The organism is Salinispora oceanensis (assembly GCF_000383575.1).
Taxonomy (GTDB): Bacteria; Actinomycetota; Actinomycetes; order Mycobacteriales; family Micromonosporaceae; genus Micromonospora; species Micromonospora oceanensis.
The window spans coordinates 4,742,844-4,768,112 of record NZ_KB911579.1 but is presented as its reverse complement, the minus strand read 5'-3'; the positions used below and the strand labels follow the sequence as shown (position 1 = coordinate 4,768,112).

The following is a 25,269-nucleotide window of genomic DNA, read 5'->3' as shown; positions in this document are numbered from 1 at the left end:
GCGTCGGCGTGCGTCACTCGGCCGGCGGGACGAACAGCGGCCGGACCTCGACGCCGCCGCCGTACTGGGTGGCCGGGTTGAGCTTGGCCACCTCCAGCGCGATCTCCGGGCTGGGTGCCTCGATGACGAAGAACCCGGCGACGACCTCCTTGGCCTCGATGAACGGGCCGTCGATGACCACGTCGCCGCGGACCGAGGTGGTCACGGTGCTGGGTTGCAGCGCGAATCCGGTGACCGGGGTGACCCCCAGTGCCGCCACCTGGTCGGGGTAGCTCTCCAGCGCCTTCTCGTAGTCGGCCGGGAGGTCCATCGGGTCGGCCGGCGCCGGCTGGTAGACCAAGATCCCGTACTGGGCCATCAGTGCCCCTCCAAATTGATGCTTCTCACTGCCGCTCCGGCGGACGCTGTCCGCCGGAGTCGACGACGGTCCCGCAGAAAATAGCACCGGCGCCGCACACAACCCCCTCATTCACGCTCGGCGGCCGGAACGGGTTTCGGCGTCCGTCGGCGCCGGGCGGTGGCGAAGCGCCGGTACATCGGGTTCTCGATCAATGTGAACTGGAGCCAGGCCAGACCCAGCGTGACCGCGAAGAGCAGGGCGAGAACGGCGAAGCCTACCGGCGTACTCCAGCCCTCGGGCGAGCCGAGCCATTGCCGAACGTAAATAACCACCAGGTAGTGCCAGATGTAGAAGGCGAAGGACAGGTCCCCCAGCTTGACCATCACGCGACTGCCCAACCAGCCAGGGCCGTACCCCTGCCGGTCCCGGGTGGCTGCGGTCAGGATGATCAGACCGATCGGTACGACATGGATCGCCGCCATGTTCAGACGCTCCGGGATCAGCGGGGACAGAGCGTAGATCGCCACGAAGATCGCCACAGCGGCGCCGAAGGTCAGCGGGATCCGTCGGCCAGACAGGACGATCTTGGCCAGCAGCATGCCCAGGACGAACTCCAGCATCCGGATCGGCGGGAACTGCTGGATCACCCACATCTCCAGCTCCGGCCAGCCCAGGCCCTCGATCGGCGCGGACGGCGGCAGCAGCCTCGGGGCCAGCAGCGGCGTGACGAAGCAGGCCGCCACCACGCCGCCCGCCCAGGCCCACAGCCGTTCCGGCCGGATCCGATCGACCATCCGGATGAGGAACGGGAAGCAAAGGTAGAAGAACAGCTCGGCGGAGAGCGACCAAGCCGGCGGGTTGAAGGCGATCCGGCTACCCAGATCCGGGACGAACGACTGCAGGGCCAGCAGGTGCACCAGCACGGTCCGGCCCTGGATAGGCACGTGCAGGATCAGGCCCAGCACGGCGATGTAGACCAGGAGAGTGGACAGGTAGTTCGGGAACACCCGGAAGGCGCGGCGCCGCCAGAACGTACCGGCGGTGTCCGACCGCCGCCGTGCCCAGGTCATGACGAAACCGCTCAGTACGAAGAAGTAGACGAGCCCGGCCCAGCCGCCGAAGATGATCAGCCCGGTGTACTCCATCTGGAAGTTCGAGGCGAACAGCATCGACCCGACGAGGGCATGGGTGAAGAACACCAGGAGGCCGGCGAAAAAGCGCATCCCGGCCAGCGAGTTCAAACGTACGGGCGTGGTTTCCGAGGCACCTCTGTGTGGCGCTTCCTGCAGCATCCGGGCTCCCATTTCCGTTGTTTTCCCAACGCGCCTCTCAGCGCGACCGTTCAAAGCTTCCGAGCGCCCATTCGACGTTGAGACCGAGCGCGGTGCCGGCGGGCCCGTGCATCAGCTCGGGGAGAACGCGATCTCGCATGAGGTGCCGGATGACGGCCTCCCGCAGGTCCCGGTCGGCGATCTCGGCGAGGTATTCCGCCTGGTTGGCCGGGACGAGCGCCGTCATCAGGCACTCCTCCGCCAGGAGCTCGTAGGTACGCCGCTCGACGGCGCCGCGGAAATGCGGCGCCAGGGCAGCCGCCACGGATGTCCTGGTCTGCGGGGTGGGCAGGATCCGCCGGTCGGCACGCCGCTGCGCGCTCGACCGCTCGGCCGGCCGCACGCGCGCCACCGCGTCGCGCAGCGGCGGTGCCAGGGAGAGTGGCTCGGCCGCGTCGAGCGCGGCCAGCCAGTGGCCGCGCAGCAACCGGTTGGGGTCGTGGAAGAGCAGCGCGTGGGGACCGGCCGGGCCCAGGTCTGGTGAGCTGAAGCAGAGCAGGCCGCCGGGCCGCAGCACGCCGGCCAGGGACTCCGCGGCCCGCCGCATCGCACCGTCGGTCAGCAGGTGGAACACCATGTTGGCGAGCACCACGTCGACCCGCTCGCCCGCCGTCACGTCGAGCAGCGGGCGGAACGCGGTGCCGGTGCGCAACGCGTGGAACCGCGTCCAGGGCTGCCCGGACAGCAGGTCGTAGCCCTGGGCGAACCAGCTCGTCGGGATGTCGACCAGGTGCAGCTCGAAGGTGGCGCCGCGGGCGGCGAGGCGCGCTTCGACGTCGTGCGCGACGCAGGCCTTGATCAGCTCGATCGAGGCCAGCCCGGTGCCGGCGCCGTAGTCGAGGACCCGGACGACGTCGCCGCGCCCGGCGCTGTCGATGCGCGCCTCAACGGCCCGCAGCGCGTCACGGACCACGATCCCGGTGGCGCCGGAACACCACAGGCGCGGATGGGCGACGTCGCCGTCAGTAAAGAGGAGACGGTGCAGCTGCTTGCCGTCCGTCCGGTCGGTGCCCGGGCCGGGCCGCCACGTGTCACGGCGGTCGGTCACGATGCGGCGCGGCGCCGACCGTACGGGTTCGAGGCGGTTGAGCGACACCGCGACGAACGGCCGGGTGGAGGGGTAGCGGCGCTCAATGTGGCTGACCGGCTGCAGCCCGGCGAGCCGGCAGCACCGCATGAAGGCGGAGTGCTCGACCGGATACTGGTGCGAGAGCCCGTGATAGGCGTCGAAGGCCACCGAGTGCAGGGCACCGAGGTGGCGCCGCGTCACGTGCGGCGCCACGCAGTGCGCCTCGATCACGACCAGTCCGTGCTTGCGCACGTATGGCACCCATCTGCGGAAGTGCTCGACGAGGTCGGCTTCCACCTCGGTGGCCTCCAGCGGACGCCCGTCAGGGGCGACGTAGGCGCCGGTGGACCAGCCGGGCAGGGCGGTCTCCTGGCCGCCGCCGAGGTAACGGCGGTCATGGTCGAGGAACGCCCGGATGTGCAGGCCGTCTTCGATCGCCAGGCCGTGGGCGGCGAGTTGGTCGCGCAACGCGCCGGGGTCGCTGATGTCGCCCTGGAGCAGCAGCGGGTCATGCAATCCGGCCGCCCCCAGCACCTCGCGGGTACGGTCGAGCGCCACTCGGCTGGTGTCGATGCCGACATAGCGGATGCCGTCCCCCAGCAGGTCATGGAGGTGCGCCAGCCAGCTGCCGTCGCCGCAGCCCATGTCGGCGACGAAGGTGGGGCGCGGCGTGCGGCTGAAGATCTCCGTCAACACCGGGTCGGCATCGGCGAAGTAACGCCGGTGCGCGGCGGCGCTGGCCTGCACGTTGAGCCGGCGCTCGCAGTGCCATTCGCCGTCGCCAGGCTCGACGAGCAGGTCGCCCCGGCAGAGCTCTTCGAGGCGGGCGAGCATGGGCAGGTAGGAGCCCACCATCCCGAGGTGGACGACCAGGTCGAGTCCGGCACGCCCGGACGGGGTCCAGCAGCCGTCACCGTCGCGCCAGCCGAGCAGGGACAGCAGCCGCGCGACGTCGCCCTCCGGCTGCGGCAGCCGTCCGGTGCCGCGCAACGACAGCAGGGCGGGGACGGCCAGCGCGCCGTCGAGGTGCGCGGTGACCACCCCGTCCGGGTCGGCTCCGGACCGCCAGTGCTCGTGGGCGTCCAGTACCTCGGCGAACGCCTTCTCGGTGGCGGTGCTCCAGGGCCGGGACCAAACTTCCGGGTCGTTGTCGGCGAAGCGGCTCAGAAAACGCCCGGCAGCCACGTACCGCTCGCGGTGGCGCATCGCGGTCCGGCCCTCGTCGGTCCACGTCCGGGCGGACTCGTCCAGCCAGCCGACTGCGGCTAGGGAGCGCCAGGCGACACGTAGGTAGCCGTTCTCCGGCCGGTCGGCCGGGCCGGCCGGGTCCAGCAGCCCCAGGGCGTCGAGAGCGCGGACCGTCGAGCAGAGCAGCACGCCGTCCTGGTGGAGGAACGCGGCCCGGCGCGCCGCCTCCCGGTCAGCGCCGTTCCGGGTGAGGAGATGGTGGGTCGCGGCGGCAGTCGGCAACATGGAGACCTCTCATTCGGCCCCGTCACCGTCGCAGCGGGCAGCGGGCGCGCACATCTCCTCGGTTGCCCGATCTCCGCGGCGGCTGCGAGGCCGGACATCGCACCGGTGAAGTCGGCCTCCCGCCGGCAGCGCCGCTATCCTCGACGCGGCGGTCCGGGCACGAGGAACGGTGGTGGTGGAGGTGACCGAGCCTGCGGAGTTCATGCCCGGCGTCATCCGGGCGGTCTCCTCCCGGGAGATCTACCGCAACCCGTGGCTGTCGCTGCGCGAGGACGTGGTGGAACGGCCGGACGGCACCTGCGGCATCTACTCGGTGGTCGACCGGCCCGACTACGCCGTGGTGATAGCCGCCGAGAACGGCGGGTTCCACCTAGTCGAGCAGTACCGGTACCCAACCGGCGGGCGGTACTGGGAGTTCCCCCAGGGCTGCTTCCCGGCCGGCCGCACCGGCAGCGCAGAGGAATTGGGCCGTGCCGAGCTGGCCGAGGAGACCGGCATCAGCGCGACGTCGTGGACCTCGCTCGGCCAGCTCCACGGCTGGCACGGCGCCAGCGGCCAGCAGTTCACCGTCTTCCTGGCCACCGGCCTGAGCCCCGGAGTGCCGCGACGTGAGCACGAGGAGCAGGACATGCGCCACCGCTGGGTGCCGCGGGCGGAGTTCGAGCGGCTGATCCGCACGGGCGGCATCCGCGACGACTCCACCACGGCCGCCTATCTGCTGCTGCTCCTGCACGAGCGGGCGACCGCTTGACCGGTGCCGCAATCTGCGCGATGCGCGGCCCGCGCGCCCGGTGCGAGCGTAGGACCGACGTCCCGCCGCGAACGCCGAGGAGCCCGTATGGATCAGATGATCAACGTCGTACAGCCCTCGCTTGGCGAGCGCGAACTCGCGGCGGTGCGGGAGGTATTCGCGAGCAACTGGGTCGGCCGCGGTCCTCGGACCGCCGCGTTTGAGGAGGCGTTCGCGCGGCACCTCGGCGTCGGCCCCGAGCACGTCACGGCGACGAACTCGTGCAGTTCGGCCACGTTCGTCGCGGCCGACCTGCTCGGCGTCGGCCCCGGTGACGAGGTCGTGCTGCCGACGGTGAGTTTCGTGGCGGCCGGCAACGCGATCGCCGGGCGCGGTGCGCGGCCGGTCTTCTGCGATGTTGACGAGGCCACACTCAACCCGACCGTGGCCGACGTCGAGGCGGTGCTGACCGAGCGCACCAAGGCCGTGATCATCCTGCACTACGGCGGCCGGCCCGGCGCGGTCGCGGAAATCGCCGAGCTGTGCCGCGACCGCGGGATCCGGCTGGTCGAGGACGCCGCGCTGGCAATCGCCTCGACCGTGGATGGACGCGCTTGCGGCACGTTCGGCGACATGGGCCTGTGGAGCTTCGACCACGCCAAGATGGTGGTTACGGTGGACGGCGGCATGCTATACGTCCGCGACCCGGAGCTGGCCGCCCAGGCATCCAAGATCGCCTACCTCGGCCTGGAACAGCGCGCGGCCGGCTCGACCGGACTCTTCCACAGCGGCTACGACCAGGCGCTGCGCTCACCGACCCGGTGGTGGGACTACGACGTGGTGTCGTTCACCGGCCGGTCGACCACGAACGACGTCCTCTCGGCCATCGGACTGGTCCAGCTGAGCCGGCTGGCGGAGTTCGTCGCCCGCCGCCGCGAGGTCGCCCGGGCCTACGACGAGGGCCTGTCCGACGTGGCCGGACTGCGCCTCCCGCCGCCCCTGCCCGCCGGCCAAACGTCCTCGTACTTCATGTACTGGGTGCAGTTCGAGGACGACATCCGCGACCGGGTGGCGCGCGACCTGCTCGAACGCGGCATCTACACCACCTTCCGCTACCCCCTGATGCACCAGGTGGCCGCTTACGGATCACGCGCGGTCCTGCCCCGCGCCGAGGCCGCCGCCGATCGGACGCTGCTGCTGCCGATCCATCAGGCGCTCTCCGACGCCGACGTCGACCGGGTCATCACCGAGGTGCGCTCCTGCGTCGCGGCCCGCCCGGCACCGGCGGCGTTCTGACCCTAAATCCGCACGGCGACCTCGCGGATGCGGGCGACCAGGGCGGCGGTGCCGGCGGCAGTGCCCGCCCACTGCTCGTGGCCCGGGTCGCGGCCGTGCGCGCGGGCCGCGCCGACCGCCGCTGCGAAGGCGCTCACGCCAGCGCTGAGCTGGTGCTCGGCGGGCAGGGTCAGCTCCTCCACGCGGTTCTGCGACTCGATGCGCAGGGTCGGGGCGTGCCCGGGCGGCGGGGTGAAGGCCCGCTCGACGACGAGCTGGCCGGAGCTGCCCCACAACCGGTAACGGGAGCCGAAGCCGTGCTCCAACCCGAAGCTGCCCGTGGCGATCACGCCATCCGCGGCGTGCACGACGAAGCTGCCCGCGACGTCCACCCCGAGGGCCGGGTCGCAGCGCAGCACGGCACCCGCGACGGTCAGGTCGTCGCCGAGGAAGTACTGCATCGCCCGTACCGGGTAGACGCCGACGTCGAGCAGGGCGCCGCCGCCCAGGTCGGGCCGGTACCGAACGTCGTCGCGGGGCACCGACGGGTAGCAGAACGAGCTCTCAACGTGCCGGAGCCGGCCGATGTGGCCCTCCCGTACCAGGGCGCGCACCCGCTCGTGCTGACCGTGGTGCTCGAAACCGTAGTTCTCCCGCAGCACCAGGCCGTGGGTAGCCGCCGCCCGGATCAGCTCGGCGGTGTCCTCAGGCCGAGTGGTCAGGGGTTTCTCCGCCAGGACGTGCTTGCGGCGGTCCAGCGCCGCCAGGGCCATCTCGTGGTGCAGTGCGTTGGGCAGCGCGATGTAGACGGCCTCCACATCGTCGCGGGCCAGCAGGTTCCGGTAACCCGCCACGGCGTCGCCACCAAACCGGGCGGCGAATTCCTCCGCCCGGGCGCGATACCGGCTGGCGACGGCGGTCAGCACCGTGGCGGGGTTGTCCCGGATGACGGGCAGCATGCTGCGCGCGCCGAACGCAGAGCAGCCGATCACTCCGAAGCGCAGCCCGTCGGTGGGGTGGGAGCGCATCCCGTCAGACCACGGAGACGGTCGGCAGCGGGAAGACCATCCGCCCGCCGCGGGCCAGGAACTCCTGCTCCCGCTCCACGAACCCGGCGCGGTGCACCCACGGCAACACCAGCAACTGGTCGGGCCGGCGCGCCTTGGCCTCCTCCTCGGAGACGATCGGGATGCCGGTCCCGGGCGTGAAGTGGCCGTGCTTGCCCGGGCTGACCTCACCGACGCACGGTAGGTCCGCCGGGCCGATCCCGCAGTACTGGAGGACCACGTTGCCCTTGGTCGACGCCCCGTAGCCCAGGGTCAGCCGGCCGGCGGCACGCGAGTCGTCCAGGAACGCACGCAGCCGGCCGCGGTGCTCGCGGACGCGACGGGCGAAGTTCTCGTACGGGGTCATGGTGTCCAGCCGCATCGCGGCCTCCCCCCGGCGAATACGCTCGATCCCGGCGGCGTCGACCGGGTGCCGGGCCGGATCCTTGACCAGGGTGACGCAGAGGCTGCCGCCGTTCACCTGGGTGATCTCGGCCGTGGTCACGGTGAGGCCGACCCGCTCGGCCATCCACTCGATCTGGCTCAGCGCGTAGTACTCCAGGTGCTCGTGGCATACCGCGTCGTAGGCCAGCACCTCCAGCATGGAGCCCAGGTAGCTCATCTCGATCAGCCACACGCCGTCGTCGGTGAGGATGTCGCGGACCTCGGCCATAAACGTGGTCGGGTTGGGCAGGTCGTAGAACATCGCGATCGAGGTGACGAGCTTGGCCCGGCGGTCGCCGTACCGCTCGGCGAAGACCTCCCGCGAGAAAAAGTCCGGGATCAGCTCGATGTGGTCGGGATAGTAGTGACGCCACTTCTCCCCCGTCGGGTCAACGCCCACCAGCGTGGGCCCGCCAGCGGGGTAGCCCTGCAGCAGGGTGGAGTCGTTGCTGCCGATGTCAACGACCAGGTCGGCTGGGCTGAGATCGACCATGCCGGTGAGTCGGGCGACCTTGTCGTGGAGGTGCCGGACCATGAACGGCCGGATGCCCGAGCGGTAGCCGTAGCGGTCCCCGTACATCAGCGACAGGTCGTTGGTGTGCCGCAGCTGCACCAGCCCGCAGCCGTCCGGGGAGCACTTGACAAGCTCCAGCGGAGAGGCCGGTACCACCTCGTCCCGGCTGCCGGGGAAGATGCCGGTCAGCGCCTGGGTGCCCAGGTCCAGCACGGGCAGCAGGGTTCGGTTGCCACAGATGCGGCACTCGGTGCATTCAGCGATGTCCATGATGCCTTCCCCACGTCGGGTCACAGGATGTTCAGGCAGAGCAGCAGGGTCCGGAGCTCGATGCCGAGGTGGTAGCTGTGCCGCTGCAGCGCCATCAGCTGCCCAACCGCGATCCAGCGGAAGTCCGGCGGTACCTGCCGGGGGACGTCGTCGGCCTCCACGATGCGGTAGCGCGTCTCGGCGTGCAGGAAGCGGCCACCCTCCTCGGACTGGACAACGTCGTAGCGGACGTTGGCGCGGGCCGACAGCAGCTCGTCGAGGAACTCCGGGCGCCGGTCCGCGTGGGCGCCGGCGTGGCCGCTCATCATGAACCGCACGGTAGGGCCGAGTTCCACCGTGTCCCGATGGCCCGGCAGCACCTCGGCACGCACCAGCGCGTGCAGCGTCCCGCCGATGCGCCGCACCACCAGTCCCGCCAGGACGAGACCGTGCGGCGCCAGCAGCGGCTGCTTCCACTTGTGCACCTCGCGGGTCCGGGCGTGCACCCGGACGCCGACGATGTCGAACGTCCCCCGTTGTTCCGGGAAGACCCGGTCGGCGTCGCGCCAGTAGCCCGGCACCGCCTTCAGCGGGACGAGCCGGGCCGACATCTCCTCGGCGCACTTGCGGCCGGTGAACCAGCTGAGGACCTCGGTCATCGTATGCGCGCCGCCGTGGTCGTCCGCCGCGAGCGGTAGGCACCCCAGAACCGTCCGGGCGTCCATGTTGATGACGTTGCGCTGCCGGAGCAGCCGGCGGATCTGCCCGAGGGTCAGCCAGCGGAAGTCGTCACCGACCGGCACGTCGCCGCTGACCTCGAGAACGACGTTGCGGTTGCGCTTGAGGTGGAACCAGGCGCCCTGCTCCGACTGGAGGACGTCGACGAGGACGCGGCCGCGGCCCGGCTCGGTGAAGTACTCGACATAGTGTGCGCGCCGTCCGCGGTGCACCCGGGTGTAGTTGCTGGACGTGGCCTGCACCGTGGGCGACAGCTGTACCAAGTCGGCGTTGCCAGGTTCCATCTTGGCCTGGAGCAGGAAGTGTAGGACGCCGTCGAACTCCTTGGCGATGATGCCGAGAATGGCGATGTCGCGTTGGACGAGAATTGGCTGCCACCATTCCCGGACGGGACCGTTGTTGCGCTGGACGTGTATTCCCTCGACGGTGAAGAACCGGCCGCTGTGATGCTCGAGGTTTCCTGTCACCGGAGCGAATCGCCAACCCTCCGGTTCGACTAGTTCGTCGAGCGCGATGACGGTGCTCTCGAACGGCTGCCGCCGTTTGCCGGCGAGCCAGCCGTCAATATCCGGGCTCACCGGCGACTCGGTCGCCCGGGCCGAGACGGCGAGGCGGGCGGCCGAGTCCACCGGGACGTTTCCGCCGAGCTGATCGAGTCGCGCCAACATCTACGGCTCTCCCTGGGTCGTATGACTGCGTGCATCGTCGTACGTCCGAAATCCGGGCGGCACCTTTTGTTTTGCGGAGCTCGGCTTGTTCTGCGGAGCTCGGCGGGCAGAGGCATGGCACCACGGAAGATGCGTCGCCGGAGAACGCCGGTGACGCTGTCGGTACGTTTCCCACAGGATGCCTGGAGAGAAGTGACATGAAGTTCCTGCCTGATCAGGGAAATCCACGCATCGCGGTTATCGGAATGGGTTATGTGGGGTCGGTCGTGGCGGCGACCCTCGCCGGCGAGGGCGCGGACGTCGTGGGGGTCGATCTGGATCCGGCCCGGGTCGACCAGCTGGCCCGCCGCCGCTGCGCGTTCAGCGAGCCCGGGCTGCCCGAACTGCTGGCCGGCGGCCTGGACTCGGGCCGGCTGCGGGTCACCACCGACTACGGCCCGGTCTCCGACGCCGACGTGGTGATCATCGCGGTGGGCACGCCGGTCCAGGACACCCAGCTGGTCGATGTCTACCTGCGGGAGGCCTGCACGGAACTGGCCGGGCGGCTGCGCCGGGGCCAGCTCGTAATCCTCAAGAGCACCGTGCCGCCAGGCGTCACCGGCACGGTCGTCGCTCCCCTGCTGCAGAGCCAGGGTCTGACCGTGGGCGAAGACTTCGGGCTGGCCTTCTGCCCGGAGCGGCTGTCTGAGGGGCGGGCCCTGCACGAGCTGCGGACGTTGCCGATCGCCGTGAGCGGATGGTGTCCGGACAGCGCGGCCGCCGCGGCCGCGTTCTGGCTGCGGATGATCGGCTCCGAGATCATCCCCTGCACGTCGCTGGAGTCGGCGGAGACGGTGAAGCTGGCCACCAACTGGTGGATCGACCACAACATCGCGTTGGCCAACGAGCTGGCCAAGCTGTGCGGCGCACTGCACGTCGACGTTCTGGAGGTGATCGCCGCCGCCAACACGATCCGCAAGGGCACCGGCAACGTCAACATCCTGCTGCCCAGCGTGGGCGTCGGCGGGTCGTGCCTGACCAAGGATCCGTGGATGGTGTGGCGGGCGGCCCGCGACCGCGGTGTGGAGTTGGACACCATCCCCGTCGCCCGGATGGCCAACGACTCCATGCCGGGCTACACCGTCGACCTGATCGTTGAGGAGCTGGACCGGATCGGCCGGTCCCTGGGCGAGGCGAAGATCGCGGTGCTCGGCGTGGCGTTCAAAAACAACACCGGGGACCTGCGCGCGACCCCGGTGCTCCCGGTGGTCACCGGGCTGCGGGAGGGCGGAGCCGAGGTCGCCCTCTTCGACCCGCTCGCCGACGCCGCCGAGGTGACGAAGGTCTTCGGGCTGGCCCCGGCCCGGACGGCAGAGGAAGCACTGGACGGCGCCGACTGCATCGCCGTGCTGGCACGCCACGACCAGTTCGACGAGATCGACATCGTCGAGCTCCGGGAGACCGTGGCGCCCTCGTGCGTCATCATCGACGGCCGCGCCTACTATCCGCCGGAGACCATCGCCCGGTTCCGGCGGCACGGTTTCGGCTACCGCGGCATCGGCAGGTGACGGCCATGGCGCGGGTCGTGGTGACCGGCGGGTGCGGATTCCTCGGCAGCCACCTGGTCGAAGAATTGGTTCGGCGAGGTGACGAGGTCACCGTGTTCGACAGCGGATCGCCGCCGCCCGACCGCACGCCCTCCCCCGCGGTCCGCCATGTCACCGGTGACATCCGGGACGCGGCACGGCTGGTCGAGGTGGTGCGCGACGGCGTCGACACGGTCTACCACCTCGCCGCCGTCGTCGGGGTGGACCGCTATCTCGACCGTCCGTTGGACGTCATCGACATTAACCTGTTCGGCACCCGGAACGTGCTGGAACTCGCCGCGAAGGCGGGCGCGAAGGTCGTCGTCGCGAGCACCAGCGAGGTGTTCGGGAAGAACCCGGCGGTCCCGTGGCGCGAGGACGATGACCGGGTGCTGGGCAGCACCGCCGTGGACCGCTGGAGCTACTCCTCCAGCAAGGCGCTGGGCGAGCATCTCGCCTTCGCCTTCGCCCGCGAGCGAGGGCTCCGCGCCGCCGTGCTGCGCTACTTCAACGTGTACGGTCCGCGGCAGCGGCCCGCCTTCGTTGTCAGCCGCAGCGTGCACCGGGCGCTGAACGGCCAACCTCCGGTGGTTTACGACGGCGGCGGCCAGACGCGCTGCTTCACCTACGTCCAGGACGCGGTCGACGCCACCATCACGGTCGGTACCGACGACCGGGCTGTCGGCGAGTGCTTCAACGTCGGCAGCTCTGCCGAGACCACGGTGACCCGGCTGAGCGCCCTCGTCACGGAACTGACCGGGGCTGGGATCGGCGTGCCGGTGGACACCCGGGATCGGCTCGGCAGCCGGTACCAGGATCTGCGCCGGCGGGTGCCCGACACCACCAAGATCGGCAGCCTACTCGGCTGGCGGGCCACCACGGATCTACGCGACGGGCTCGCCCGCACGATCGGGTGGGCGCGGCGGAACCCCTGGTGGCTGGCCCTGCCCGAGACCGGCGTCCAGCCGGAGCGCGGCCGCTGACCCCCGCGGATTTTTTTTCTGACCGGCTGTCGAATCCAGTCCGGCCCGCGCGTCGGAACGGGCGTAGGGCAAAACATCGACTCCGAGGAGGAGCCTCATGGCCCAGTACGGGATCTTCGTCTACGCGCCGGCGCCGGCCGACCCGATGGACCTGCCGGCCGAGTACGAGAAGGCGCTGGAGACGTACCCCGACCAGGTTGCGGAGCTGGGCGCCACGCCGGTCACCGGGTTCGCGTTCCAACCCAGCACCACGGCCACCTCGGTCCGCGGTGACGTGGTCTCCGACAGCACGTTCCACGGCGGCAAGGAGGTGCTCTCCGGGTTCTTCGTCATCGAGGCGCCCAACCTGGACGTGGCGCTGAAGGTCGGCAAGCTCAACCCGGCCACCCAGCACGGCGGCGGTGTCGAGATTCGGCCGCTGTTCGTCCCGCCGGAGGACTGAGACCGGCGGCCGGAGCCGGCCGCACCTGTGGGGACGCGTGCCGGCGCGGTTGGGTCGGCACGCGTCCCCGCCGCGGTGTCCCCGGCCCACCGAACCCCTGATGAGACAGTGAAATCGCACGTCCGAGGTTGTCGATCGCGCTTCCAGTCGTTCGTCGGACGGATAGACGAGGCCGCATCAAGGACAGAGGAAGGATCTGCGATGGATACCCGTACGGAGAACGAGGTGCCCGCCCGCGCGGGCCGCCGGCAATGGTTCGGCCTGGTCGTTCTCGCCCTGCCGGCACTGTTGCTGTCGGTAGACATGAGCGTGCTGTTCCTGGCCATCCCGCACCTGACGCAGGATCTGCAGCCGAGCAGCGTCCAGCAGCTCTGGATCGCCGACATCTACGGGTTCATGCTCGCCGGGTTCCTGGTCACGATGGGCACCCTCGGCGACCGGATCGGCCGGCGCAAGCTGCTGATGATCGGCGGTACCCTCTTCGGTCTGGCCTCGCTGATCGCGGCCTTCGCCACCAGCGCGGAGATGCTCATCGCCGCCCGGGCGCTGCTGGGCATCTCCGGAGCGACCCTGGCGCCGTCGACGATGGCTCTGATCTCCAACATGTTCAAGAACGAGAAGGAGCGCGGCACCGCCGTCGCGGTCTGGTCTGGCTGCTTCATGTTCGGAGGCGTGCTCGGTCCGATCGTCGGCGGGCTGATGCTGTCCTGGTTCTGGTGGGGTTCGGTGTTCCTGCTGGCGGTCCCGGTCATGGTGCTGCTGCTGGTGGCCGGGCCGTCCTTGCTGCCCGAGTACCGCAACCCCGACGCCGGTCGGATCGACCTGCTCAGCGTCGGGCTCTCGCTGCTGACCATCATCCCGATCATCTACGGCCTCAAGGAGTTCGTCGGCGACGGCTGGTCGGTGACAGCCGTCGCGACCATACTCACCGGCGTGGTCTTTGGTGTCCTGTTCGTCCGCCGGCAGCGCCGGCTCGACGACCCGCTGTTCGACCTGGGCCTGTTCCGGATCCGCGTCTACCGCAGCGTCGTGGTGCTGGCCCTGCTCGTCGGGGTCATGATGAGCGGCAGCCTGCTGCTGATCAACATCCAGTTGCAGCTGGTCGAGGGGCTCTCGCCCCGGGCGGCGGGCCTGTGGCTGGTGCCCGGTGTCGTCGCCACGCTCGTCGCCCTATCGGTGACACCGAAGTTGGGCCAGATGTGCCGGCCCGCTTACGTCATGGCGGGCGGACTCTTGGTGACCGCCGTGGGTTGCGTCGTGCTGTCCCAGGTGCCCAGCGCCGGCGGCCTGGCCATGACCGTGACCGCGCTGGTCCTGATCAACATCGGTCTCGCCCCGCTGGTCGTGCTGGGCTACAACATGGTGCTCGGCTCGGTGCCGCCGGAGCGGACCGGCTCGGCGTCGGCGCTGTCCGAGGCTAACGGTCATTTCGGCCTGGCGGTCGGCATCGCCGTCCTGGGCAGCATCGCCACCGCCGTCTACCAGAACCGACTCACGCTGCCGGCCAACCTGCCCGCCGACGCGGCCGCCGCCGCCCGGGAGAACATCGCCACCGCCGCGGAGGCGGCCGGGAACCTCGGCGGCTCCCTTGCCGACGACCTGCTCACCTCCGCCCGTGAGGCGTTCACCGCCGCGCTCAACGTGGTGGGCCTGCTGGGCGCCGTCCTGTTTACCGCGATCACGGTGCTCACGCTGGTGTGGCTGCGTCACGTGCCGCCGATCCAGGACACCGAGGCCCCGGTCGCGGACAAGACGGAGGCTGCGGAGGCGACCGCGCCGCACTGATCCATGCTCGGCTCCCGGAAAGGGGCCTCCGGCGTCGGGAGGACGCCGGAGGCCCCTTGTGGTTTGTCCCGCGAACCGCAGCAAGCCCTGGAGCGCGGGAGCTGCGGCAAAGCCGGAAGCTGCAGAGCCGCGGATGCGGGCACGGCCGTGGTCAGCTGACCGCGGCGGGCGGGATGTTCTGGTTGAGGTGGAAGAGGTTGTCCGGGTCGTACTTCGCCTTGATCTCCCGCAGACGATTCCAGGTACGCCCGGGGTAGGCGGCACGGACTCGCTCCGGTCCCTCATCGCCGAGGAAGTTGACGTAGGCGCCGTGGTCTCGACCGCGGATCGCGTCCGCGAACCGCCGGATCCACGCCTCGTGCGTCGCGGCTTCGACGGCGTCCTCGTAGATCGCGGCCAGGTTGATCATGATCCGGCTCCGGCGGTGCACGAACGCGGTGGCGTCGGCGGGCACGCGGGCCATCGCGCCGCCCAGCACGCGCAGCTGCGCCGCCGGCATCATCGCGGTGGAGCTGCGCAGGAAGTCGAGGATCGTTGCCGCCTTGGCCAGCCCGACGGCGTCGGCGAACATCGTGTGCGACGCCGCCAGGGGGTGGAAGTCGTCGTCCTCGGGCGGGTAGAGGCCGCTGTACGGCATCGCGGTCACCATGTCGGCCAGCGGCGTGGCCAGCGCGCGGAACGGTGCGAGGATCCGTTCACCGGTCTCCGGCGGGCCGGCGTAGCACAGGGTCGCCATGAGGACCAGCCGCCCGTGCTGCTCCGCGGGCAGGAAAGGCATGGGCGGGGCGGGCATGACGTTGGCGATGGCCGACAGCTCGTCGGGGGCGGCCTCGGCCTCGGCGACGAAGGAGCGGATCACCTCGTCCGTGGCCGGCAGGATCAGCATGCCGCCGACGATGGAGGGCACCGGGTGCAGGCGAAACCGGAACCGCGTCGCGACGCCGAAGTTTCCGCCGCCGCCGCGGATCGCCCAGAACAGGTCGGGATGATTGCTCTCGTCCACCCGGCGGATCCGGCCGTCCGCGGTGACGATCTCGGCTGCCAGGAGATTGTCGATCGTGAGCCCGTGCTTGCGGACGAGATAGCCAATCCCGCCGCCGAGCGTGAGGCCGCCGATCCCGACCGTGCCGGTGTCGCCGAACCCCGTCGCCAGGCCGTGGGCCTCGGCGGCAACGGTGTACTCACCGGCCGACAGGCCCGTCCCGGCCCACGCGGTGCGGGTCGCCACATCGATGTCGAGGCCGCGCAGGAGCGCCAGATCGAGCATGATCCCGCCGTCGCTCACGCCGTGGCCGGCGTTGCTGTGGCCGCCGCCGCGCACGGACAGCGGCAAGCCGGTCTCCCGGGCCAGCATGACCACCTCGGCGACCTGTGCGGCGCGGTCCGGCCGGATGACGACGGCCGGGCGGTGGTCCACCCCAGCGGGATACACCGCACGGGCCTCGTCGTAGCTCACCTCGCCGGGCATGATGATCAGGGCGTCCAGCTGCGGACGCAGTTCTTTGATCTTGTCGGGCGAGAGCATGGCTGGCTTCCTAACAGTGGGGAAGGACGTCGTTGCGGAACCGGCCGTCCGGGTCGACTCGTGCGCGGACCCGGTGGACGGCCCGCGTCTGATCGGGGGCGAGATGCCGCTGCGGCTGCCGGCGGTTCTCCACGAAGGTCGGTGCGGTCCGTCCGGTGTCCCACGGGCTCAGGGCGGCGCGGATGGCCGCGCACCGGTCGGCGATCGCCGCCTCGTGCGCCTCGTCCGCCGGTGCGCCCGCGGCCGAGTAGACGTACCGGCCCGCCAGGTGACCCAGCGCGCCCGCGTCCGACGGCGCGGTCGAGCAGGCACCGCCGAGCTGGCGCAACCCGGCCAGGATCAGCGGCGAGCCGGACTCACCGGTCGTCCGGAGGAACTCCGCGACGCCCTCGTCGCCGATCTCGTCGAGCAGCATGTGGTCGCCGGCGATGGGCACCGGAGAGGCCGGGTCCAGATGGATGTCGAGGACGGCCGCGGGATCGGCGACCTGCCAGGTGTCGAGCATCGGTACGGCTGCCGCCCGCAGCGGGCCGAGCAGTTCCTCGGCGTGGTCACGCGCGGTCGGCAGGTCCTCCTCGGCCGGGCAGAGGACGACGCCGTCGATGCACAGCACCGGATGCCCGCGCAGGGCCAGCGGCACCTCGGGCAGGTCGGGGAGGTTCAGGATGCGTACCGACGTCGTGACGTCCCGGGGCGCGTCCAGCGTCCACCGCTGCCAAATCGACAGGAGCCGCGGCGCGTGCTCCGCCGGCCAGAAAGTCGCGCCGGTGACGACCCGGGTCGCGGGGAACAGCTCGATCTCCACCGCGGTGACGACGCCGAAGCCGCCCCCACCGCCGCGCAGCGCCCAGAACAGCTCCGGGTCGTGGCCGGCGTCCGTCCGCACCACCGAGCCGTCGGCGGTGACCAGCTCGATGGCGCGGACCTTGTTGACGGCGAGCCCGACCTGCCGGCTGTAGAAGCTGAGCCCGCCGCGCAGCAGATAGCCGACGACGCCGACGGTCGCGGCCGAGCCGTGCGGCGCGGCCAGCCCGGACCCCGCGGTCGCCCGGACGACGGCACCCCAGCAGGTACCCGCCGGGATGCGGGCGATGCGGCGGGCGCTGTCCAGCTCGACCCCGCCGTCCAGCCGGGTCCGGATCAGCACGGTCCGATCCAGGGGCGGCGCGGTCGCCGAGGCGTGCCCGGTGGTGTGCACCGCGACCCGCAGGTCCTCGCGCTCGGCACGGCGGAGCACACCCCGGATCTGGTCGACGGTGCAGACTGTCGCCGCCGCCGCCGGTGCGAGCGGAGCGGCCAGGTTGAAGACCTGCGTCGCCTCGTCGTAGGCAGGGCTCCCGGGGAAGGCGAAGCCGTCGGCCGGCGCGGTCATGCCCGCGGTCCGTCCGCCTCGGCCCGCACCAGGCCGGACCCCGCCTCTCGCCGCCCTTCCGGCTCGGCGAGTCTTCGCATGATCGGCCGTTGCACCAGGACGTCCTGCAGCCACGCCAGAAGCAGGGTAATGCCGAGGAGCAGGACGACGACGGCGATCCCGGTAAGCCAGTCGAAGCCGCCGACCAGCAGGGCCACGCCCGCGTTCAGGACCAGCAAACTCCAGAGGTAAACCGCCCAGAAGTGCCCGCCGAGCCATACCATGACGCGGCTGTTCAGCCAGCTCCGGCGCCCGGCGTCGTCGGCGGCGGCGAGCGCGGCGATGACCAAGCCCATCGGGACGGCCATGACCGCCACCATCGGGTACGTCAGTGGGAACAGCGGCGCCACGGCGTAGGAGACGACGAGCAGCAGCGTCGCTCCACGGACCCCGAACGGCAGCCGGCGACCGGTCCGAACGATGCGCGCCAGGAAGATACCCAGGACGAACTCGAGCATCCGCACCGGAGGAAACTTCGTGACGAACCAGAACTGCGAGTCCGGGACCCCGAGGAACTCGTGCCCCGGATAGGGCGCGGCGAGATGGTCCGGGAGCGCGGTCGCGACGAGTGGCATGAGGAAGATCAGGGCCACCACGCCGCCCGTCCAGGCCCACAGCCGCTCCGGCCGGATGCGACCGATCAGTGCCATCAGCACCGGGAAGCAGAGAGCGAACAGCAGCTCGCACGAGACCACCCACGACGAGGAGTTGAAGCTCGTCCAGATCTCCAGCTGCGGGAACCACGCGTGCAGGAGAGTGCCGTTGAGCACCGCCACCCCGGGATCGACCGGGAACATCGGCACGAAGGAGAACAGGACGATCGCCGCCACGAGCGTGATCAGGTGAGCCGGGTACAGCTCGAGAAACCGGCGCCGCCAGAATCGGCGCAACCGCTCGCCCGGCCGCACCGACCAGGCCAGGGCGACCCCACTGAACAGAAACAGATAGCTGGTGGCCGCGGAGGCTCCCTGCCAGAAGACGACCGCCACGGCTCCCATGTCGGGGATCATCTGGAACAGCGGGGACTCGAAGATCGGGGTGAACATGACGCGGGCGAGGAACATCGTCGTCACCACGAGGATCAGCGCACCCGTCGCGGACGGCAGCTGAGAAGGGCCACGGGCGTTCGGCGCCGCAGCGCCGCGGTCGTTCCGCTTCCCGCTCAAAACTCATCCTCCTGCCGGCGGGGACGGTTGCGTTCTTGATCCTCGGTCGCGTGCCCGATCCGGGGCATCTCTCAGAATGCCGACTCCAATTTTCGACAGATCAGGGCGTCGTCGTTTGCCGGGGCCGGTCGCCGAAAAGGCACGGCACAGGAAGCCGCCGGCTGCGGCTCGCGGCAAGCTGGCGATAGCCGACCGCACCCACCTGTGACCGGAGGACCAGCCATGTCGAAGGAGCCCTTCCCGGCCAGCGCCACATCGGCGCGGGTCGTCGCCGAGGCGGAGGCCCTCGCTCCGGTGCTGGCCGGGCGGCGGGCCGAGACCGAGGACCTCACCCACTACGCCGAGGACGTACACGAGGCGTTCCGGAAGGCGGGCTTCTACCGGATCCTGGTCCCCCGTCGCTACGGCGGTCTGGAACTCGGGATGGACACGTTCCTGCGGGTCGTGCTGACACTGACCCGGGCGTGCCCGTCAACGGGGTGGATGTACTGCCTGGGGCACGCGCACGCGCACGCCGTCGCCACGCTGTTCCCCCAGCGGGCGCAGGACGAGGTGTTCACCGGGGGCGACTTCATCTGCCCGGCCACCGTCGTGCCCAGCGGAACCGTCGAGCGCGCCGACGGCGGCTGGATGCTGAACGGCGTCTGGAACTACTGCTCGGGAGCCCCGTACGCGACGCACTTCATGGGGCACACGCTGGCTCCCACACCGGACGGAGGTCCGCCGGAGCCCCTGTTGTTCGTCGCCCCGCGCAGCACATGGAAGCGGCTGGACGACTGGGGCACGTCGCTCGGCCTGCGGGGCAGCGGATCGCACAGCATCGCGATCTCCGGCGGCTTCGTCCCCGATCGGCTCACCCTCAACGGCCACCTGAGCCGGCTCACCGTCACCGGCGGTACGCCCGGGCTTCGCCTGCACGGCAACCCGGAGTACGGCGGCGGCCCCTTCAGCGTCATGATCATGGAGGACGCGGTCCTCGCGCTGGGCATGGCGCAGGGGGCGCTCGACGCCTACGAGGAACTGATGGCGGCCCGGACCGCGCCGTTCTCGGCGGGCGTGCCCCGGATCGAGGACCCGGACCATCAGCTCTGGTACGGCGAGGCGGCCGCGCTGATCGCGACCGGCGAGGCGGCGTTCCGTGACGTCGTCCGGCAGTGGCTCGACGCCTGCGCCGAGGGCCCCGCGGCCTTCACCCCGGAACGCGAGCTGCGGATAGCTCTGATCTGCCGCGAGGTGGTCGAGCTGTGCTGGCGGGCCGTCGAGGGCAGGCTGTTCCCGACGGCCGGGTCCAGCTCGGTGCGCCGGGGACAACACATCGAACGCGTGTGGCGCGATCTGTCCATGTTGCACAGTCACGCGGGGGTCGCGGTCTTCCTCTCCACCATCGCGAAACGCGAGTACACCAAGGCACGGTTCGGCGTCGGATGACGGAATGCCGGGGAGGCAGCAGCATGGGTGAGGCAGGTGGAAGCAGGATGCGCGAGGATGTGCGCACCCGGCCGGCGGATCCGGCCGGGGAGATACCGCTCTCGTTCAGTCAGGAGTTCCTCTGCCTGTTCGACAAGGGCCGCGAGGACGGGCCCTTCGGTGCGCGGTACACCATCGTGTGCGGCTGGTGGGTCCGCGGGACGGTCGACGCGGACGTCCTGCAGCGGGCGCTCGACGATCTGGTGGTCCGGCACGAGGCGCTGCGCACCAGGGTGATCCGCGACCCCGGGAACAGGCACCAGCGGGTCTTCCCGCCGTCGTCCGCGTCGTTGCGGGTCCGCGACCTGCCGGGCGTGGCCCCGCACGACCGGCAGCGCCGGGCGGAGGAACTGCTCATCGAGCTGGAGACCGCCGCCCACGGCGCCGACGAGCTGCCGCTGATCCGGGCGGTGCTGGGCCGTTTCGACGACGACGACGCAGTGCTCGCGCTCATCGCGCACCACTCGGCGGTTGACGAGTGGTCTATGAAGGTGGCGATCCGCGACCTGGCAATGCTGTACGCCGTCCGGGCAGGCCACGAGCGACTCACCCCGCCCGAGGTGCACCAGTACCGGGAGTACGTCGCCTGGGACCGGGCACGTGACGGATCACCGGCGGCGGACCGGTCCCGGGCGTACTGGCGCGAGAAGCTGAGCGGCGCCCGGCTCGTCCCCACGCGGACCGATATCGCGCGGTCTGCCGGCGCTCCCAAGGCGACCGCGGCGTACCGTTTCGTGCTCGGCGCGGACACGACCGCCGCGGTGCTCGCGCTCGCCCGGTCGACGCGGAGCTCCGCGTTCATCGTGATGCTCTCCGCCTACCTGGTGTTCCTCCGGCGGTCGACCGGCGCTACCGACCTCACGGTAACGACCTTCACCTCCGGCCGCGACCAGGAGCGGTTCCAGGGCACCATCGGACCCTGCATCGACCAGCTCCCGCTACGCACGGACATCGCCGGCTGCCGGACCCTGCGCGACGTGATCGCGCGGGCCCGCGGGACGTGCTTCGAGGCATACGCGCACGCCCTACCGTTCGGTCAGGTCCTGCAGGAGGCACCGGAGATGGGGGCCGCCTTCGCCGGTGACCGTACCGCTGTGCTGTCCTTCCAGGTGTTCCGTTTCCCGCTCGTCCTAGAGCGCGAGATCATCGGCGAACTTGAGTACTCCGAGCTGCACCGGCGCCTGTCGCAGCCGGTGACCACGGAGATCCCAGACGGCGGGCTGTGGACCCTGGACATCGAGCCGTCCGGGGAGATGGCCGGCAGTCTCTGGTACAACACCAACCTTTTTGTGGCGGACACCATCGAGAGCCTGGTGGCGGAGTTCCGCGCGTTGCTCGGCGAGCTGCTGTCCGCCCCGGACGCCCCGCTGCCGTGATGGGCCCGCTCACCGGATCGCACCACGGCAGCTGAAGAAGGAAGGGACGCCATGACCCACCTGCGCCAGTTCACCTCCGGAGCCGCTTTGGACGAGGTCGTCAAGGCTCTGGAGCACGACGGGGCGGTCGTCATTGAGGACTTCGTCGACCGGTCCGTGCTCGACGGCCTCTGGGCCGACCTCGGCCCGGCCCTGGACGCCCAGGCCTATTGCGACAACTGGTACGACGGCCGGCAGACCCGGCGGGTGTCGTCGCTGTTCAACCGCACCAAGCGGCTGACTCCCGTGGTCACGCATCCGCTCTACCTGGGCGCGGCGCGGGCGATCATGCAGAAGCCGCTGACCATTTGGATCGGCCGGTCGAGGCAGGAACTCACCCCTAACATCCAGATCAGCACCACCCAGGTGATCCAGATCCACCACGGGCAGGGCCGGCAGCCGCTGCACCGCGACGACGCGCTACACCTGCGCCGCCACCCCGGCCCCACCAGCCGGGTGCAGCTCATGCTGGCGATGAGCGCATTCACCGCGGAGAACGGCGGCACCATGATCATTCCGGGCAGCCATCACTGGGACGATGAGCGTGCCCCCGACGTCAAGGAGGCGATCCCGACCGTCATGATGCCCGGCTCGGGCCTCATCTGGCTCGGCGGCGTCTACCACGGCGGAGGCCGCAACAGCACCCACGAGCCGCGGACCGGCATGACGATCGCCCTGGACCTGGGCAATCTCCGGCAGGAGGAGAACCAGTACCTGGCCGTTTCGAAGGAGCAGGTGCTCGCCTACCCCAAGGAGGTCCGCCGCCTGCTGGGCTACGACCGCTGCCCGCCGGGCGTCGGCTGGTTCGAGCAGCAGGACCCCTACGTCGTTCTCGAGGGCGACGGACCCGGCGGGGTCGGCCCGCGCACGGCCGGCGACACCACCGGCCTCGCCGGCGCCGTACGGAAACCCTGACTGCACGCAACCGGCGGCGGTTGCGTGCAGTCAGCCGTTGCGTGCAAGTCAGCCGTTCAGCGACCGGCCGCGGACCTCGCGCAGCTGCTCGAAGGCGGACAGGTCGGGCACCGTCCAGCCGTCCAGGTCGTACTCGGCCAGGCACTCGTCCACGAACGCCTTGTAGCCGTCGATCTGACCGCTCGCCTCCTGAGCGGAGAGCAGTTCGATCCGGGTGTTCTCGTGGCTGCCCGCGTAGTTGCGCTCATAGAGCTCGTGCCGCCCGGCGAACTCGGTGCCGACGGCGTCCCACAGCAGCTTCATGAGCTTGATGCGCTCGACCGCACCGGCGCCGTCGGAACCGCGCAGAAACCGGTCCAGGTAGGGCCGGATCTCCGGGTTGCGGAAGTCCTCGGCGCTGGAGTTGACATAGATCAGGCCGCTCGCGATGTCCTGCTGGACGATCTCCCTGACCCGGGGGTAGCCGATCTGCATGAACCACCGATACGCCAGCCCGTCGCGCGGATTGGGCAGCACCGCGCCGTTGTGCCAGGGCACCGGGTTGCGGGCCGCGGCGTCGGAGAGGGCCCAGAACAGGTTGCGCCAGGCCAGAACCTCCCCGATACGGCTCCGCACGCCGCGGAAATCCCCGGTCCCGGTCACCTCCACCGCCTTGGCGAGCAGACCGGCGATGAACTCAAGTTTCACCGCCAGCCGGGTGCAGCCGTGAAAGGTGAAGCGTTCGGGAAAGCCGGAGCGGCCGGTGAACAGCTGGACCTTGCCCAGATGGCCGTAGATGAAGACGTTCTCCCACGGGATGAACACCTTGTCCAGCACGAAGACGGTATCGTTCTCGTCCATCCGCGACGAGAGCGGGTAGTCGAAGGGGCTGCCCATCATCGCCGCCGTGGCGGTGTAGGAAGGCCGACAGATCAGCTTCAGCCCCGGCGCGCCCATCGGCACGGTCGCCACCAGCGCGAACCTCTTGTCCTTGATGGGCACCCCGTAGTGCGCGATGAAGTTGTAGTGGGTGAGCGCGGAGCCGGTGGCGACCACCTTGGCCCCGCTCACCACCAGGCCGGCGTCGGTTTCCTTCTCCACGTGCACGAAGACGTCGCCGACCTCATCCGGCGGGCGGTTGCGGTCGACCGGCGGGTGCACGATCGCGTGGTTCCAGTACAGCACCTTTTCCTGCGACTCCCGGTACCAGCGCCGTGCGTTGTCCTGGAACGGCTCGTAGAAGTCGGCGTTCGCGCCGAGCGTGCCGAGGAAGGACGCCTTGTAGTCGGGGCTGCGTCCCATCCAGCCGTAGCTCATTCGGGCCCAGGCGGCGATCGCCCGCTGGTGCTCGACCAGGTCCTCGGCCGAGCGGGGCGTGGTGAAGTACTTGTGGGTCCAGCCGTCGCTCCCGGTGTCGGTGGGCGAGGTGAGCACGGTGCGCTTGTCCGGATCGTGCAGCGCGTCGTACAGCCGCGCCGTCATCCGCACGGGATTGTGGAACGCCGGATGGCTGGTCACGTCCTTTACCCGGTCGCCGTAGAGGTAGATCTCCCGGTCGTCGCGCAGGCTCTCGATGTATTCGGCACCGGTCATCGGCCGGGTCCGGCGCCTCTCGGGCGGCTGTGTTTCCGCCATCGGGTCCCTCCTCTCAGGGCCGCAGCACGCTACTCACGCCGGGTGGTTGCTCCCCGGCGATCAGCGTGCGGAAGGAGTCGACGATCGCCTCGGGGCCCCGGCCGCCGCGGATGTCGAGCCACGATCGCGTGTACCGGACGAAGCGGCTCTCCGACGCCGCGTACCGGAGGTGATAGCTGTCCGCACCCTTGGCGGCGATGGTCTCCGCCTCGACCGCCGGCGTGAAGAACACCTCGGGCTCGGGACCGGCCAGCCCTGGCGGTGGAAGGACGGTCGCCGTGGGGTGGGTGAAGCCGACGAGCACGGTCCGGCACAGCTCGCCGCGGAAGCGCTCGCAGACTGCGGCCCGCCGGGATGGGTCGCCGGTCAGGTCGACGAACACGGCCGGTCCGGCGACCTTGAGCGACGGGAGCGACGCGTATGGGACGACGGTGTCGTACAACTCCAGGCTGCTTACGAACGCGGTGTGGCGGTCGGCGGTGAGACCGACGGCCCGGATCGGGACCTGCCGTGCGGCCAGCTCCTCGACCAGCGCGAGGGCCACCTTGCTCGACGCGCTGGTGATCACGACCGACTGGGTGCCGAGCACGGCCTGGCGCTCGAGGAGGTCGGCCAGGTTGAACGCCGCGGGGTAGACCGGGTGCAGCAGGGCCCAGCGGTCGTCCAACGGCCCGGGCTCCCCGACCAGTTCGTAGGTCCGGTACCAGGGGTGCAGGAAGTCACGCTGCGCCGTGATGTCGACGAACCCGCGGTCTCCGGGTTCGGCCGCCACCACGTGATGCGTGGATATCGGCAGGTAGCCAAAGTATCGGCCGCCCACGGCGATGCCGGGATGCCGGGACTCCTCGACCCGGGCGAAGCCCCAGACCGGCACCCGCCCGTATCCCGGCGGGCCGGGGAAGACCCGCCAGAAGGCGATCACCGAGTCGTCGCCGAACCGGGCGTAGGTGGCGTTGTTGACGGTGAGGCCGAACCTCTCCACCGCGAGCCTGACCTCGCCCGGCAGCAGGGGATTCCCGGAGACCTTCCGGACCTCGCTCACCGTCAGATCGTCACGCTTGTACAGCACATCCCACTCGTCGCGGGCGCCCATGTCGTCTCCTC

The 25,269-nt window shown here is 70.5% G+C and carries 20 protein-coding genes; 9 read left to right on the top strand and 11 right to left on the bottom strand.

From position 1 onward, the window contains the following. Window positions 1–13: 13 nt before the first annotated feature. From SALPAC4_RS0121780 to SALPAC4_RS0121770, 3 genes are all read right to left on the bottom strand, one after another. Complete coding sequence (locus tag SALPAC4_RS0121780; RefSeq protein ID WP_018731888.1) at window positions 14–358, bottom strand: YciI family protein; 345 nt, start codon at window positions 356–358, stop codon at window positions 14–16. Window positions 359–465: 107 nt separating this feature from the next. Continuing rightward, on the bottom strand, window positions 466–1,632 hold the full coding sequence (locus SALPAC4_RS0121775) for an acyltransferase family protein (protein WP_223874820.1): 1,167 nt from the start codon (window positions 1,630–1,632) through the stop codon (window positions 466–468). 37 nt (window positions 1,633–1,669) lie between these two features. Next, on the bottom strand, window positions 1,670–4,213 hold the full coding sequence (locus SALPAC4_RS0121770) for a class I SAM-dependent methyltransferase (RefSeq protein WP_019872159.1): 2,544 nt from the start codon (window positions 4,211–4,213) through the stop codon (window positions 1,670–1,672). 181 nt (window positions 4,214–4,394) lie between these two features. Here SALPAC4_RS0121770 and SALPAC4_RS0121765 point away from each other — a divergent pair, with 181 nt between their 5' ends. Both SALPAC4_RS0121765 and SALPAC4_RS0121760 read left to right on the top strand, forming a co-directional pair. After that, window positions 4,395–4,964, top strand: coding sequence for an NUDIX hydrolase (locus SALPAC4_RS0121765; protein WP_223874819.1), 570 nt, complete (start codon window positions 4,395–4,397; stop codon window positions 4,962–4,964). 87 nt (window positions 4,965–5,051) lie between these two features. Then, window positions 5,052–6,239 (top strand): DegT/DnrJ/EryC1/StrS family aminotransferase, encoded by a 1,188-nt coding sequence (locus SALPAC4_RS0121760; RefSeq protein ID WP_019872157.1) that lies wholly within the window; start codon window positions 5,052–5,054, stop codon window positions 6,237–6,239. 2 nt (window positions 6,240–6,241) lie between these two features. On the opposite strand, the gene SALPAC4_RS0121755 is transcribed toward SALPAC4_RS0121760, so the two are convergent. The 3 genes from SALPAC4_RS0121755 to SALPAC4_RS0121745 are packed head-to-tail and all read right to left on the bottom strand — an operon-like array spanning window position 6,242 to window position 9,877. Beyond that, window positions 6,242–7,246, bottom strand: a complete 1,005-nt coding sequence (locus SALPAC4_RS0121755) for a Gfo/Idh/MocA family protein (protein WP_019872156.1) — start codon at window positions 7,244–7,246, stop codon at window positions 6,242–6,244. Window positions 7,247–7,250: 4 nt separating this feature from the next. Beyond that, window positions 7,251–8,492 (bottom strand): class I SAM-dependent methyltransferase, encoded by a 1,242-nt coding sequence (locus tag SALPAC4_RS0121750; protein ID WP_020113550.1) that lies wholly within the window; start codon window positions 8,490–8,492, stop codon window positions 7,251–7,253. A gap of 20 nt (window positions 8,493–8,512) precedes the next feature. Further along, a complete protein-coding gene (locus SALPAC4_RS0121745) occupies window positions 8,513–9,877 on the bottom strand; it encodes an NDP-hexose 2,3-dehydratase family protein (RefSeq protein ID WP_019872154.1) in 1,365 nt (454 codons plus the stop codon). Window positions 9,878–10,074: 197 nt separating this feature from the next. On the opposite strand from SALPAC4_RS0121745, the gene SALPAC4_RS0121740 reads away from it, so the two are divergent. The 4 genes from SALPAC4_RS0121740 (at window position 10,075) to SALPAC4_RS0121725 (ending at window position 14,652) form a co-directional block, all read left to right on the top strand. After that, a complete protein-coding gene (locus SALPAC4_RS0121740) occupies window positions 10,075–11,424 on the top strand; it encodes a nucleotide sugar dehydrogenase (protein ID WP_019872153.1) in 1,350 nt (449 codons plus the stop codon). 5 nt (window positions 11,425–11,429) lie between these two features. Next, entirely contained in the window at window positions 11,430–12,425 is a 996-nt protein-coding gene (locus SALPAC4_RS0121735) for an NAD-dependent epimerase/dehydratase family protein (RefSeq protein ID WP_019872152.1), read from the top strand. Between the two features lie 97 nt (window positions 12,426–12,522). Further along, on the top strand, window positions 12,523–12,867 hold the full coding sequence (locus SALPAC4_RS0121730) for a YciI family protein (protein WP_019872151.1): 345 nt from the start codon (window positions 12,523–12,525) through the stop codon (window positions 12,865–12,867). Between the two features lie 201 nt (window positions 12,868–13,068). Continuing rightward, window positions 13,069–14,652, top strand: a complete 1,584-nt coding sequence (locus SALPAC4_RS0121725; RefSeq protein WP_019872150.1) for an MFS transporter — start codon at window positions 13,069–13,071, stop codon at window positions 14,650–14,652. A gap of 151 nt (window positions 14,653–14,803) precedes the next feature. Here the strand turns inward: SALPAC4_RS0121725 and SALPAC4_RS0121720 are convergent, their stop codons facing one another. From SALPAC4_RS0121720 to SALPAC4_RS0121710, 3 genes are read right to left on the bottom strand one after another with little or no spacing between them, the layout of a single operon-like run. Next, window positions 14,804–16,177, bottom strand: a complete 1,374-nt coding sequence (locus SALPAC4_RS0121720) for an FAD-binding oxidoreductase (protein WP_019872149.1) — start codon at window positions 16,175–16,177, stop codon at window positions 14,804–14,806. A 10-nt stretch (window positions 16,178–16,187) separates the two neighbouring features. Next, a complete protein-coding gene (locus tag SALPAC4_RS0121715; RefSeq protein WP_019872148.1) occupies window positions 16,188–17,549 on the bottom strand; it encodes an FAD-binding oxidoreductase in 1,362 nt (453 codons plus the stop codon). Continuing rightward, window positions 17,546–18,754 carry an acyltransferase family protein gene (locus SALPAC4_RS0121710; RefSeq protein WP_223874818.1) on the bottom strand — a complete coding sequence of 403 codons (1,209 nt, stop codon included), beginning with the start codon at window positions 18,752–18,754 and terminating at the stop codon, window positions 17,546–17,548. The genes SALPAC4_RS0121715 and SALPAC4_RS0121710 overlap by 4 nt, the downstream gene beginning before the upstream one ends. Before the next feature lie 222 nt (window positions 18,755–18,976). Between SALPAC4_RS0121710 and SALPAC4_RS0121705 the strand changes: the two genes are divergently transcribed. Genes SALPAC4_RS0121705 through SALPAC4_RS0121695 form a run of 3 tightly spaced genes read left to right on the top strand, consistent with a single transcriptional unit; the run spans window position 18,977 to window position 22,551 of the window. After that, window positions 18,977–20,182, top strand: a complete 1,206-nt coding sequence (locus SALPAC4_RS0121705; protein ID WP_019872146.1) for an acyl-CoA dehydrogenase family protein — start codon at window positions 18,977–18,979, stop codon at window positions 20,180–20,182. 47 nt (window positions 20,183–20,229) lie between these two features. Next, window positions 20,230–21,597: a condensation domain-containing protein gene (locus tag SALPAC4_RS0121700; RefSeq protein WP_027644970.1), complete on the top strand. Its 1,368-nt coding sequence runs from the start codon at window positions 20,230–20,232 to the stop codon at window positions 21,595–21,597. A gap of 51 nt (window positions 21,598–21,648) precedes the next feature. Further along, a complete protein-coding gene (locus SALPAC4_RS0121695; RefSeq protein ID WP_019872144.1) occupies window positions 21,649–22,551 on the top strand; it encodes a phytanoyl-CoA dioxygenase family protein in 903 nt (300 codons plus the stop codon). Between the two features lie 48 nt (window positions 22,552–22,599). Here SALPAC4_RS0121695 and SALPAC4_RS0121690 read toward each other — a convergent pair whose 3' ends face one another. Together SALPAC4_RS0121690 and SALPAC4_RS0121685 are read right to left on the bottom strand one after the other, a co-directional pair. Next, window positions 22,600–24,165 (bottom strand): 4-hydroxyphenylacetate 3-hydroxylase family protein, encoded by a 1,566-nt coding sequence (locus SALPAC4_RS0121690; protein ID WP_027644969.1) that lies wholly within the window; start codon window positions 24,163–24,165, stop codon window positions 22,600–22,602. Window positions 24,166–24,178: 13 nt separating this feature from the next. Beyond that, window positions 24,179–25,258, bottom strand: coding sequence for a DUF2855 family protein (locus tag SALPAC4_RS0121685; protein WP_019872142.1), 1,080 nt, complete (start codon window positions 25,256–25,258; stop codon window positions 24,179–24,181). Window positions 25,259–25,269: the final 11 nt, after the last annotated feature.